Origin of the sequence: Pseudorhodoferax sp. Leaf267 (assembly GCF_001422405.1) — a bacterium.
GTDB lineage: Bacteria > Pseudomonadota > Gammaproteobacteria > Burkholderiales > Burkholderiaceae_C > Pseudorhodoferax.
This window is the reverse complement of record NZ_LMMV01000027.1, coordinates 150,436-163,189: the sequence shown is the minus strand read 5'-3', so window position 1 is coordinate 163,189 and position 12,754 is coordinate 150,436. Positions and strand designations below refer to the sequence as shown.

The window sequence follows — 12,754 nt, the reverse complement described above, 5'->3', positions numbered from 1 at the left end:
ACCGTCTCTCTCACTCCCCCGACTGTTCAAATGCGCCTTTGCTCGAGAGCAGATGCGTGACTGCATCAAACAAGCGCTGGACTGGGTTCCCGAACTGAAGCACGAGGGCCTCATCTGCACATACTTGTCGGCATCCCTTCGGCAACAGGGCGTCGACTCCACCCGCGAGGTCACTGTGAAGCACCGTCGCTATGACATCAAAGTCAATGGCCAGCATGTCGAGGCGAAGTACCACGTCGAAGGCGATCTTCATGAGGTCATCGAGTCATTCGCACCCTCCACAAATTTTTCCTACAACAGCAAGGGCTGGAACTCTGCTTCGAAGGCGGTCCACGATGAGCTTCGTCGCGGCGATTCCTCATGGTTCCTCTGGCTAATTGCCGTTCGTGATTTGCGGTCGGAGCAGCCTTACATTTACCCACGCCTGATTGAGAAGTTCTACAAGCAGACGAATTCCAAGTCGCTGTCGCAAGCCATTGCCGCAACCTCCAGCCTGCTGGATGACGAAGTTTTGGCGGCCTTTCAAACTAGGCTGCAAGCGACCGTCTACAAGCTGCCAGCAGTACGAGGGAAACACACCGCTCTGGTGTCCCGCTTGTATCGGTTGGTGCCTTGACTCTACGGCGGCTCAGCTCGACTCTCCATGTCGTGTATGTCCGGGACCTGAGCTTGATGGCGGCCTGGTTCGTTACTCGGATAGCGGCTCGCTCTTGTGATTTGCCGCGAGTGCAGTTTTGGGCATGAGCAGGTGATGAGTTGCAGTGCAGGCCAGTCGCAAAGATGTATGTCGGTTACACTGTTGTTGATCGGTGCACACGCGTTACAGGGCTCCATTTAGCCCGCCGGCGTCGAGTCCGTCAGGACTTGGCGTGTCAGGATCAGACTGAAGGTGCTGCACCGGTCAACAATTTCGACGCCGCCCTGGCTCGTATACGGAGTAAAACCAGACTTCTTGTTTGGTGAAAACGGTACCTGTAGAGCCATTCGACATAATTTTATTGTCGATATAAGTGGTTCTTCGCCGGAGAATAACCATTACTTCCGAGGCGGTTCGGGCTGGCCATTTCACGATTGCCGATACTCCTAGATAGTCATACACCTCCCATGAATGGGAATCTAGGACACGGACAGCGTTGCTGCGGCGAAGGACCTTCCAAGATTTTACCTCAGATAGAAGTCTGGCTGCCGCTGGCAGAAGTTCGAAACTGTTTAAGACTCGGCTGACGGGGCGGCCTTGCCGCGTAATGTGGGCCCAGCCTGTTCGGTTTACAGTGATGGGGCCTAACCCAGCAATGGATGGGGGATTCTCTCTCCATTGCTTGTAAAATTCTCTGGCAGCCTTCTTAAGGGGGAGTCTGAAATCTAATTTCGAAGGCAGGGCTCCTGGCAGCGTCATATCCACCCGGTCTAATGCGAGCCGTCTAAGTTGGCCGCTCGCAAGTCGGGAGAATGGGGCGCGGCACTCCACTCCCGGCTGAAAGCGGTTCTTCTTTGGTATCAGAATGGTGCCCGCCGCCGTATAGCTGGTTGCAACCTTCAGGTCCACCCAGTACGCTTGATTTGGGGCCGCCTCGGGACCATCCAAAACGTAAACAAGTGCAACGGGCAGGGGGGATTTTGTCCAGAACTCCCTCTTTTCAGCCAATTTCTTTATCCGCAGTTCGACTGTCTCGACCCCGGAGCGCACGACATAACTCGCCCCGCTTTTGACCTGCACGCTAATGATGCCGCCCGTGAATGAGTGCGTCCATGATCTTCGATCATTGGGATTTTCTTCATTGACATTGAGCTTGCGAAGATAAATTATTCCATCGAGACCATCATCGTCAGATTGATCAACGACGTTCCACGACCAGCCCCAGGCTCGGCACACGCGATCCACGAATGCTGTGCTTGCAGCCGATATTCGATTGCTCTCAGAGGTCACGGGTCTTTATGATTCTTGATTGCGGAAAAGCAAAGCCTAAGTTTTGATATGGGAGGCGTCAGCAGTGCTGATGCTATTGATTTACTCCGGAAGGTTTTGCTTCATCGGACGCTTAGGTCAGTGCTGAGCGTCGCTTAAGAAACTGCCTGAGCAATCGGCCGCGGGGGGAGTAGCGGTCGAGTGAACTGCTCACCGTACGAAGGTATCTCAGGCCCCCCCAAATCTCCCAAATCTCTTCCATTAACTGAAGAAACAGCTCGTCGGAACGGACCAGGTTGGTCAATGTCTCAGCGTCAAGGTCTAGTTCGAAGCACTTCCGCGCAGCGGCACGACGCAGCCTGATCGCTCGGTCCCATTGCTGCCAGAAGGGCGTCCATGGCAAGGCGACCTCAAGCCGCCGCCATTGATCCTCAGGGAAGGCCCCTTGTTCGGCGGTTTGGTGCAGCGGCTCGAAGACGAGTTCGAGAAGCTCCCCAACGCTGCGTGAGCGCCGCCCCAGCGCTCGCCGAAATGCGAAGACCTGCAACTCAAATGGAACGTCGCCGCCTGCGTTGACGAGCGTCTCCAGTGCTGTGTACCAAGGGTCGGCGCCTAGGTCGTTCGGAACGGCATCAGGCTCAAGGTTGTCTGCCAGCAACAATAACAACTCTGCGGTGGGCGCGGCCCCCCTGGCCAGGAACTCCGCCACTAGGTTGGTGTCCGCGCACACGGCTCTAAGCCAAGGGAGGGCGCGATCCCGGAATTGCGACGAGGCAAGCAAGCGTTGGATGCAATCGAGCGATGCAAGCGGACCCACAGCATGAACCGCAGCATAGATCGAGGAAGTCGCTCGCAGCCCAAGCATCATTGCCCGTAGAACGGCGTCGTCTGAGAGGTCAACGCCAGCTCGTGTTGCAAGAGACGGCGGCAAGTTTGTGCTGCTCCAAAACTCCGGAGCCTCAGCCGTGGCAGGAAGGAGTGTCAAAAGAAGCTCCGCGAAGTCGCTGACCTCTGGGAGCTTCTCTATCACTGCATCCACTGGGATCGCCGCTGCCCCTGCTCGGATTGCCTCGCGAACTCCTTGGCGTGAGTCGCTGCTCAATTCCAAAAGCCGTCTTGGGTCACGCTCCCAAAGCATCTTTGCCAGCTGACCTTGAGTTCTGCTGACAGAGTCCCCAGGAAGTAGCGAAACATTCTCGATGACGAAGTCCAACACCTGACCCTTCATCTCCGTGAGGTTTGGCATCGCTGCTTGTACGACGATGGACTTCACCAGGTCCGACGTGGCGAGCACCGGGGACGCTTCAACGCGCGCAACCGCCTCAGAGACGCCAACCGCATCGGTTGCCTCTAGCGCAGCATGAAGACTGCAGAAGGGACGCATTGCCTCACGGCCACCAAGCATGTCAGCGCCCAACTTCCTCAGGAACGGTCGCAGCGTTGAGGCATGCGGGAATCGGGCGTCGTGCACTAGGTCATCGAGCCACGGGCCAGTCGACTCTGAACTTGCTTCGAATCCCTCCACAGTGGATGAGAAGCGCAGATGCGAACTTGACTCGCTGCCAGAGGTTAGCTGCAGGTCGAAGGGCATGCCATCTTGGGATCGGTCGCGCGACGTCAGCGTGCAAAACCGGAAGGACCTCCTGAGCCGCGGCCACTGTTGATCCCACAGCCGTAAGACAGCGTCTTCAATGTCCTCACCTTCGGCTCGACGTGCCCAAACCGGCACGTCAGGATGCTCATACACAGCACCTGCGAGCCTTGCAAACCAAGAGGTCGCCTCGGAAGAAAGCGAGGGGCCGACAATGTGGTCCTGCGTCTTGACCAAAAAATCGGCAGAGAAGGCGTCGAGTGGGCCCTTCATCGTCGGCCGCTCAAAGAACTCCGCAATAGCTGATGGCGTTAACAATGTCGCGAGGTCAGCGAAGCCGATGAGCAGCGTGTGCGTCCATACGCATCCCGGCCGTGACATTTCAGGGGCGGGCCAGGTTCTGGCTAGGGCATACAGGCCTGATTCAGTCAGCGGATAGCCGGTCAGGTACGGCAATCCTAACGACGCGACGCCAGGCCCGGATACATCGCTCATCACGAGCATCAGCCTGGCGTCCTTGGTCGGAAGAGTGACCGAACAAGCCAGTTGCCGATGGCCGTGGGAGTAGCCGTGCAGCGCCTGGTGAACTTTGACCGTCACAACAGCGTCATCCCAAGAGCCAGTTGACCGGCTCGGTAAGATCATGGGAGGTTCCGCCTTCGACTACTACCTTGATGCGTTGCGAAGGTACCTCCATGTCCCGCATCCTGTCGGCGTCAGCAGTAGGCGCTCCGTTCATGTCGTCGTAGTCGGCACCTTGAGCACTTACGCCGAAGATGCGCTTCTCCCAGCCAGCGCTTAGCCCGTGGGCCAGGTATTGATGGAGCAACGGCAGATGGAGCTCCAGAAACTGCTCTGGCGGTACATCTTCGTCCTCGACCTTGTCCCATGCTGAAAGCACGACTGCAATTCTCCGGGCGCCGACGTCCAACGGCGGCGCTTGCAAGCAGCGCAGCAGGTCCACGAGCTGAACTTGGGTGGGCGAGTCTTCGGCTTTCCAGGGCACAGACACATCGTCCCCTTCCTCATTTGGAACGTCCTCTGGAACATCACCGATTTCCTCCGCAAGTGCGTTGTCATCCGCGATCCAGCCAGGCGATTTGATCTTGTCGACGTGGATGAACAACAGCACGCCGGCGGCACGCAATGCCTCAGTAATAGCAGGAGTGCATTCCCTCCTCTCCCATATTTCGGAAAAGGCCTCACCGGCAATGTCAGGAAACCTAAGGTCGAAGACCTCGCCGTTGCCCGACCTCAAGGTGAGTTTGACCGTCCTATTTCCGGAAGTTCGCGTTCGCTCCTGCTTCTTGGCCTGAGCCCACCGTATAGCGATTTCACGCAGATAGGCAGCTTCCTCGGCTGCCAGTTTTTCTAGGCTCAATTGCGCCTGCACCTTCTTGTTGGTGAGAAGGTGCCACAAGGCGGCGAGGAAAGTGGTCTTTCCCGACTCTGGGAGGCCCATCGCAACGATTGCCTTAGTCATGGCGATTCACGCGCAGTGGTAGTCGGCCGAAGGAGCGCGCAGCTACCGGAATCACGGCTGGTATCTTGGTCGGCTGAAGGCGGGCTGGCGCAGACATCCAGTACCTCAGAAGATCAACCATGCCAGCGCCGCGCGCTGCGCTGCGCGACTGCGGAGAGGCTGCAACGCGGAATGACTGAATCTCGACGAAGTTCTTAGAGAACTGGTCCTGCACGTCACGCAACACACTCTCGAAGAACTGAAGAGTGCGCCCGGTCTTGGCTTCATCTTTCAGCACCGCATCCAGCTTGGTCAGGACAACCGCAAGCCGTTGCCAAGGGCGCGTGGCTCCCGCTTCGACGAATGCTTGAAGGGTCAGGCAGACGTCATCGCGCACCTGATGGCGGAGCCCCGTGTCGAGCAGGTTGTGGCCGTCCGCCAAGATGGTCAGTACATCAGCTCGATGCAGCTCAACGAAGTCGCGAGCCAACGCTGGCTCGCTCTGCGAATCGGTGTACTCCTCGCCAGACCGGTTCGCAAATAATGCCGCTCGCTTGTCGGGACAACCGGATGCGACAAGGTCGAGATGGAAGTACGTTGCGTCACCAGTCTGCGTGCGTTCCATCTTTGGCTTATTGCGCCTCGATGCTCGACGTGAGTCGTGGCACGCGCGCTCGAATGAATGCGAGGTGGATGATCCAGCAAATGCAAATTCGCCGACTGGCCCGTGCTGGAAGAGGTCATAGACGCCGGCAACAAGGCTGGTCTTGCCAGAATCGAAAGGTCCCACCAGAGCGATGACGTTGCATGGCTGACTGCGCAGCAAAAGCTGCGCATCTGTTCGCGACAGCGCTTCAGCACCGGGAAGGTGCACGCCAGGCGGCGGCGTGGGAGCCGAGCTCCATTTCGGCCTATCGACAATGACAAGAGCCTTGCCGTAGTGAGTGCAAGTCGTTAGTTCCAGACCTTCTATGCAGCGGTGATCCTTGGCGACGTTGCACTCGGGGTTGTCGCACTGTACTGGCGCTTCTTCCTCGTCTGCCATATCAACTATCCGAGCCTTGCAAGCGTGAACTCGCGGTAAGCGGCGACCGCGAGTTGGAGGGGCGCTAGCTGGGCCGCGCGCGACAAGCCGGTCGTAGTGCACCAAGCGGCAATCCATTGGTCTTCTCCATGGACCTCGTGTCGGCGCTGCAGGGCAAAGAGGATCGGGGTCAACGCTGGTGAGATGCGGTCCGTCACCAGTCCTTCGACAGACTTGTCGAGCCACTCGCGCGGCATGCGTTGGATGGCGTCGGGAAGCGACTGGGGGGGCTCAGCCATCAAACCGGTCCGAGACAGCAGAGACGATAGTGCAGGAGGGCCCGGCAGAACTTTGGTCAGGCCCCCTAGTTCCTTGGCCATAGCCAATGCGAGGTGCTCAGAAGCCACCTCTGGAAAATCGAGAGCTAGATCGAAGCTGTGGTTACCCTCTAGCCACCAGAGGATGTCGAGCTCCTCGTCTTGAATATTGACGTACTTCTGAATGGCGCCCTCGAACTCCCGCTGACGGCGTGCCATGGACGAGAGAGCCTTGTTTGTCAATGTCGCAATGGCCTGGGCAACCTTCGACATGTCCCCCGTCTGCAATGCCTGGGCCAAAACTTCGTCGTTCTTATCGACAGTGGGGGATGAGAACTTTGTTTGCTCTAAAGAGGGCCGCCGCCGCGCAGTCTCCGACAGCCTTCGTAGAACGTTGCCTGCCATTCCAACGAGGTCCATCGGCTGTTCGAGATGGCGTAGCCCTCCGCACGACATGCAAGTTACAACGGTCGCTGTGAGTGCGGCGATGGCGTCGTCGTTGGACCCCAAGGCCACTGCCAGCGCTGACGCCGAAAGCATTGTGAGTTCGTCATCGCCTGGCTGGGTGGCGTTGCCCGCGAGCTTCTGGCGGAGCGCCGCGACTTCGGGCGAGCCCATCTGGGGGTTCAAGCGAAACGCAAGCCTGGCCAGCAAGGAGAGGCCGGAAGTTGTGACCCCTTCGACATGACTCTCAATCGCTGCGAAGCGCTTTTCAGTCAGCTCCGCATCCTGTTGGAATGACATGCTGGCGTACCAGCCAGAAAACTGCTTCTGCACTTATTCCCCTTGGTTCAGGCGCATTTCTCGCGCTTCTCGATTTCCTTGGCCAGCTCGACAAGCAGCCCCTTTTCCCTCGCGAGCTTCAACGCGCTGTGGTAACGCTGGTGCGGCGGCACCTTTAGATCGGCCTTGGTTATAAGGCCGAGTTCAAGAGCGATGTCGCGCATCTGGCTGCCGCTAAGCTGCCAGAATCTAAAGACGAGATTGTCCGTGGACGGTTCTGTCACATCGGCCTCCGTCGGGGGTGAGGGGGGCACTTCGCGCGCGACCGCCTCCATGGCAGTATGAGCTGCTGTAGCAACTGCTGTCTCGGCTTGCGGTGGGGCCTTCTTCGCGGCTGGACCTGCTCCAAAGGTTGGCAACTGTGGGACCTTGAGGCGAAGCTTCCAGACTTCTTCACGATCCTGTGTGAGTAGTGGGACAAACAACTCGTTCGGCGCTTGTTGGAAATGCCGGAGCCGAGCGTGCACTTGGACAGCGCGTTCAAGCCCGACGCCATCCACCTGCAGGTCCACCAAGTTGTACCCAGGGTTCCACCGCGGTTCCTGTCGGTCAGGGTTAACCGCGCCGGCCAGAAACCGGAAGAACTCTGGTGGGCGCAGGCAGCGCTGGTCATGCTCATGACCGAAGAACTGCAGTTTTGCGCGCGCGTTGATGACGTTCTCAGCTTCGGCCGCATCCGAGAACCATGACGGAGGATGATGACTCAGTACCAAGTGGAGCACACCCTCCTGCGGATTCAACACGATCTGGTTGGTACCGAGAAAGAGCTTGCCGGGCGCGTTGTCCCTTCCGCCGAGGCCAGAAATCAGTACCGAGGTCAGACCAGATACGCGGAGTGTCACGCCACCGTCAAGTTTCAGGTCCTTCTCCCAGGAAGGAAGTTCGGGAAAAACGCTGCACCCGAACTGCGCGGCGAAGTCGTTGTATGCCGACAGAGGTTTGAAAAGCGCTTCCGCGGATGGGCCATGGCGGAGTTGTCTGGATAACTGCCAGTCTCGATTGGCCAACCCAACCTCCTTGGCGATTGCCTCCTGGGCGTTGGAGACATCCACCTCCTCGCAGATGGCTCGGTCAACATCATGGTTTCCGGGCACAGTGAGGATGCCCTCGACCTTGCAGCCGCAGATTTCCGCAATGCGCAACAACCATGTCTTCGCTGCCTTGTACTCGTCAGGATGTCCCTTGAAGGCGATGTCACCCCCTACAAGGATGACATCGACCGGCGTCTGGTCTTCATGACAAAGCTCAGCAAGGTCGGCCTCCAGTCGGGTTCGGTACGGGACGTCACGGTCGCCGCGTGCGCTCAGGCAATCCGGTTCACGGAAATGAATGTCGGACAGGTGCAGTAGACGCATTGCACGATCTTAACTATCCGTAACAGCTAGCTACTCCGGACGCGCTACTGTCACCTTACAGGCAGCATGATCGACATAAGGGCGTGTGGGCTGCAGGGCACTTGCAGTGCTGGCAGTGGGCTGACTTCAGGTGGTAGCCCCGCAGTGGTCATGGAGCCGACTAACTCAATGCTGACGCCTTCAAAAGTGCATCAGAGCAGCCTTCAGTCACCCGGGTCTGATCCGACTTCCTACTCGGTAGGCATCCGCCACCACTTCTAGCGCAGGGACGGTGGGAAACGCCAGAGGGGGCTCCCACCACGAGCGATGGCTGGCTCTTCGGGGCCTTGTCCCGGGCAATTCAAGTTCCGGTTGGCGAGCTCGGTCTCCGCCTGCGATGTGGACCCACGCGGGTATCCGTGTCGGAGTCGCCCCTGACCAGGAGTGCGGGTCGGCTCGTGATTCAGCATGCCGTTGGCGCTAGCACTTCGCTTTGTCAAGCGGCACGGTCTGGACAGACTGCGGGCTTACAACCACGGGTCAAACCCCAGCGTTGGACGCCAGGACCGGGTGCCTGACAGCCGTACCAAGCATGAAAAACTCCCCTCCGTAGCATTTGATTGGCAGTCCTCAACCGGGGGCGGCACCTACCAGGTATCGGGAACGCCGGGAAGCACGGAGTCATATGGTGAAGCGATCAAACGAGGAGAAGCCGCGCCCCTCGCGGGCCAGACGAGCATGTCAGAAGGCCATGTTGCGACGGCATGAAGGGCCCAGCGACCAAGCTGGCACGCATTCCGCAGAATTGCCCAACCGCGAACATGTCATCGCGGCGGTACTGAGGCTGTTACCTATAAAGGCTCGCGAGCGGTTTTGCTACGTCACCTTGGGAGCAGCATTAGCAGCATTCGGCGTAGGGCTTTACCTTGCGCCTCAGTTTGCAACTGTTGGATGCGTTTTCGTTGCCAGCGCCAGGATGTTTTCACGGTAGTGGGGCGACATCGCTAACAAGATTAGTGACCATGGTTGGTGTCGGCTTAGGTGCGCCAGTTCCGTGCCCGAACGCAAATAGCGACGACGTGGCTAGGCACGCCGACATCCAGAAATTTCAGCGATGCCTGCGTACCTCCTTCTTGCCGCAACGTTACAGGCATCATCGGGAGTCGTTGCTGCTGAGTGTGAAAAGAGGGCAAAATCGCCATCTTTCAATAAAACGGCAACTGCACAGATGACGACTTACAAAGAACTCCTTCAGCAACGCGAGGCTCTCGACGCCCAGATCGAAGAACTGCGCAGGACTGAGAACCAAGCTGCAATTGAAAAGGTGCGAGCAATCGTCACGGAGTACCAGTTGACCGAGGCCGATGTATTCGGCAAGCCCAAGGCAACTACTGCCGGCCAGAAAGTTGCCCCTAAGTATCGCGACGCTGCCACCGGCGCTACTTGGACCGGCCGCGGCAAGCCGCCGAAGTGGATTGAGGGCAAGGACCGACAGGAATTCTTGATTTCCTGACTAAGGTTGCGTAGCCGCCTGAAGCGGTGTCGCCGTGAGCATTTCGTTGGGCCGGTATTTTCCGTTCGACTGAGGTGTCGGCGAATGCATTAGGGCTGGCCTCATCTTTCGAATCAAAGACGCTGTCTAGCGAACGGGCAAAGCAGATTTGACGCTACTCAGCTTCTTGGATGCAGCCAGACCAAGTTGCCGTCCTCGGGTTGGAGCGGATTTTTTCCCTCACCCTCGCCTAGTTTGATCCTTAACTCCAGAATTTCCAGCTCAACTATTCGAAGCCGGTCCAGTGCCGCATCATACTTCTCTTCCAACTCCTTAGCGCGCTCGCGATCTGACTTGCGCTTGCTCGGAGTTCTCGCGACTTCTTGCTCAACTGACGGCGCCCAACAATCTTTTATTGGGTCGCGTAAATCTCTGTATGCGGACTTGTAGATCGTTCCTTTGCTAAGACCAGCTCGCGCACAAACCTCCAGCATTGTCATTTCGCCATTGTGGTGCGGGTAAACACCGCCATTAGCGTCTCGTTCGCTGACCATCGCTTCGGCTGCTGACAATAGGGCTCTACGGTTACGCAGGCGCACCTCGTCGTCAGACTTGGACTTTGCTCTCCGAGCAGCAGCAGTTTTAGATTGAACACCAGACATTTGGCTAGTCAGCTGTCGACATCACGCGGCTAACAGTCGGATCGCTCAGCCATTTGGCTTGCAGGTCTGACAATCTAGGCACATGGGACCGAATTTGCATCGCCCAATGTGCTGCAACTAGATGCTCGCCTTCCGCCTCACACTTGTTGAAGTTGGTAATGCATGCTTTGATTGCACCGTCCACATCAACACGCAGGAAATCCTCTTCCAAGCGATGATCGCAATCGCTTCCACATCGTGACGCATCCGGGCGTCCCCTTTTCAGGTTACAGATGCCAACTTCCCCCGGCAGTTTGGTGCAGATCACACCTGGTCGAACGCATTCCCAGGAATCGCCCTTCATAGTGAGGAGCTCCGCCAATTCATAAGCGGTCTCGCTACCCCAGTCTTTTCCTCTGCGATGCAGCCGGGCCCGATGAACCTCTATGGATGATGAAATCGTTGCCGCCGCGCGACCGCCGTAGCCGCCAAAGCCTGAAGTGGTCTGCTCCACTTCCGTTGCAAGCATTTTCTCCACCGCAGTCTTTGCCATCAATACGCGAAGCTCTCTCGTGACAGTCTCGATTTCGGCTCTTAACGATGGATCGCTCAGAATGTAGTAAAGGGTCATATCAATCGACTTGTGGCCGAAAATATCCTTCAGAATTTCTGGGGATTGAGTCAATGCTAATGCGACAAGCCTAGCGAGCGTCTTTCGGAAACGATGTGATCGGATATTCTGTCCGCCGGGATTAACGTCCATGCCGAGCGTCAATGCATAATTCTGGAGCCGCGCATTGATTCGGACCAGGGGCTCAGTCGAATCGCGGGACTGAGCGCCGATCTGGCCCCAAAGATTGGCTTCTTCTCTGACTTCCCCTGTCGCAATCCCCCACTCCACGGCGCCAAGGAGGCTCTCCGCTGCGCGTATAAGGCGAGACTGACGTTCAACCGCGGTGACCGCAGCATCCGGAATTGGCCAGTCACGCTCCTCTCCTTCGAAGTTCTCAACCAGCTTGAAAGTCAAACCCGTTGCGAACGGCGTTCCACGCGGGCTGTAGCGTACGCAGTTTCTTTCGAGACTCAGCGCCTCGGACGCGCGAGGTCCGATGCTTAGTCCTACAATAAAATAGTGGGCGGTCTGAACGGTCCCGATAAGGTGTTTAAGTTCTCGTAGGTTCTTTGGTGTCCAAGCAGGGCCAAGGCTATTTTCCCGACGCGCATTCGCCCTAATTTGTATATGCCCTTCTTTGGGAGGCCTGTAGAAAAACGGAAGCTCCGAGATTGGCTTTCCTGCAGCATCAGTCCATTTGTAATGCTTGAGAACTTTTCGGAAGATTCGTCCTTCAACGCATCTCGACGGTGGGCGGCCGTTTCGTAAAAAGAAGGCATCCCATTGTTTGCCTATCAATTGGCACACTTCAACCAAGCAATCCGATATATTGTTGCTTAACCAGAGGCTGCTAGAGCCCATCTGCGCCGTGTAGCTATCTGGTAGCGGAAGGTGCGGATCGGAATCCTTGGTGCGGTTCGTTATCGGTGCAGCTGAGTTCAGAAGCGGAACAATGCCTGCCTTACGCTCCTCCGGTACTTCAAGCCAAAGGCCACGTTGATGCAGCATCTTCATCCGCTCGATTTCCTTAAGCATCTCCGCTGCCGAGTTGTCTCCCCTGGTCCGGAGAGCGGCAACGTCGACGTACTGCAGCACATTCGCACCAGAGTAGTCGGAGCTTTGAATTGTGGATGTGCAGCCGAAGGCCAAAAGCTCAGGGAGGGCCTTGTACGCCATCCCAGAAATAGTAGAAGCGTCGAGAGAGTTAAACCGGCTTCGCATTCCGAGGCTGGCAGGTCCGACGCGTAGCATTAAGAGATAACGTGTCCCTAGCAGTACCACTTGGTCAAGAAAATCAATGCTGGCTTCTGGCGGGAGCACGCTGATGTACGAGGTGATTCGACTTCGCAAGTTGGAGGAGCGCCGATGAGCGAGTCTGCTGCTAGGGGGTAGCCACATTTCTGGCGTTTCCCACACATCGAAGGCCTGTCCGTGGCCAAAAACGTCTTTCAACTGAAGCAGCCGCTCCACCGGTGCATCCAGCAGCGTGGACTTATCTGTCGTGAAGCCGATGGAATTTCTTGTCACGGTGTCCGGCAGAACATCCTCGGTAAGACGAGTCGCAGGATTCATATGTTCTCGCGTAATTCGA

Annotated in this window: 10 protein-coding genes; 2 read left to right on the top strand and 8 right to left on the bottom strand. The window is 57.3% G+C overall.

The features are described from left to right. Window positions 1-52 precede the first annotated feature (52 nt). Window positions 53-616 (top strand): hypothetical protein, encoded by a 564-nt coding sequence (locus ASF43_RS31105; protein WP_156373570.1) that lies wholly within the window; start codon window positions 53-55, stop codon window positions 614-616. A 285-nt stretch (window positions 617-901) separates the two neighbouring features. On the opposite strand, the gene ASF43_RS30235 is transcribed toward ASF43_RS31105, so the two are convergent. The 6 genes from ASF43_RS30235 to ASF43_RS30230 all read right to left on the bottom strand — a co-directional run bounded on the left by ASF43_RS30235 (window position 902) and on the right by ASF43_RS30230 (window position 8,438). After that, complete coding sequence (locus ASF43_RS30235) at window positions 902-1,927, bottom strand: DUF4365 domain-containing protein (RefSeq protein ID WP_082498237.1); 1,026 nt, start codon at window positions 1,925-1,927, stop codon at window positions 902-904. A gap of 112 nt (window positions 1,928-2,039) precedes the next feature. Then, entirely contained in the window at window positions 2,040-4,097 is a 2,058-nt protein-coding gene (locus ASF43_RS31100) for a hypothetical protein (protein WP_156373569.1), read from the bottom strand. Window positions 4,098-4,104: 7 nt separating this feature from the next. Further along, on the bottom strand, window positions 4,105-4,980 hold the full coding sequence (locus tag ASF43_RS28950; RefSeq protein ID WP_156373568.1) for a hypothetical protein: 876 nt from the start codon (window positions 4,978-4,980) through the stop codon (window positions 4,105-4,107). Continuing rightward, complete coding sequence (locus ASF43_RS31095) at window positions 4,973-6,004, bottom strand: hypothetical protein (protein ID WP_156373567.1); 1,032 nt, start codon at window positions 6,002-6,004, stop codon at window positions 4,973-4,975. The genes ASF43_RS28950 and ASF43_RS31095 overlap by 8 nt, the downstream gene beginning before the upstream one ends. A 5-nt stretch (window positions 6,005-6,009) precedes the next feature. Then, window positions 6,010-7,077, bottom strand: coding sequence for a GTPase-associated system all-helical protein GASH (locus ASF43_RS28940; RefSeq protein WP_056189599.1), 1,068 nt, complete (start codon window positions 7,075-7,077; stop codon window positions 6,010-6,012). 14 nt (window positions 7,078-7,091) lie between these two features. Beyond that, complete coding sequence (locus tag ASF43_RS30230) at window positions 7,092-8,438, bottom strand: metallophosphoesterase (protein ID WP_082498236.1); 1,347 nt, start codon at window positions 8,436-8,438, stop codon at window positions 7,092-7,094. Window positions 8,439-9,645: 1,207 nt separating this feature from the next. Between ASF43_RS30230 and ASF43_RS28920 the strand changes: the two genes are divergently transcribed. After that, entirely contained in the window at window positions 9,646-9,930 is a 285-nt protein-coding gene (locus tag ASF43_RS28920) for an H-NS family nucleoid-associated regulatory protein (protein ID WP_056189588.1), read from the top strand. A 158-nt stretch (window positions 9,931-10,088) separates the two neighbouring features. Here ASF43_RS28920 and ASF43_RS31090 read toward each other — a convergent pair whose 3' ends face one another. After that, complete coding sequence (locus ASF43_RS31090) at window positions 10,089-10,571, bottom strand: hypothetical protein (protein ID WP_156373566.1); 483 nt, start codon at window positions 10,569-10,571, stop codon at window positions 10,089-10,091. Window positions 10,572-10,575: 4 nt separating this feature from the next. Next, the gene (locus ASF43_RS31085; protein ID WP_156373565.1) at window positions 10,576-12,735 is read right to left on the bottom strand and encodes a hypothetical protein; all 2,160 of its coding nucleotides are present in this window, start codon (window positions 12,733-12,735) and stop codon (window positions 10,576-10,578) included. Window positions 12,736-12,754 lie beyond the last annotated feature (19 nt).

What these genes read in the sequence shown, in the direction of transcription:
- ASF43_RS28950 (WP_156373568.1), bottom strand. Translation starts at nt 4,980, where the DNA reads ATGACTAAGGCAATCGTTGCGATGGGCCTCCCAGAGTCGGGAAAGACC.
- ASF43_RS31090 (WP_156373566.1), bottom strand. Translation starts at nt 10,571, where the DNA reads ATGTCTGGTGTTCAATCTAAAACTGCTGCTGCTCGGAGAGCAAAGTCC.
- ASF43_RS31095 (WP_156373567.1), bottom strand. Translation starts at nt 6,004, where the DNA reads ATGGCAGACGAGGAAGAAGCGCCAGTACAGTGCGACAACCCCGAGTGC.
- ASF43_RS31085 (WP_156373565.1), bottom strand. Translation starts at nt 12,735, where the DNA reads ATGAATCCTGCGACTCGTCTTACCGAGGATGTTCTGCCGGACACCGTG.
- ASF43_RS31105 (WP_156373570.1), top strand. Translation starts at nt 53, where the DNA reads ATGCGTGACTGCATCAAACAAGCGCTGGACTGGGTTCCCGAACTGAAG.
- ASF43_RS30230 (WP_082498236.1), bottom strand. Translation starts at nt 8,438, where the DNA reads ATGCGTCTACTGCACCTGTCCGACATTCATTTCCGTGAACCGGATTGC.
- ASF43_RS28920 (WP_056189588.1), top strand. Translation starts at nt 9,646, where the DNA reads ATGACGACTTACAAAGAACTCCTTCAGCAACGCGAGGCTCTCGACGCC.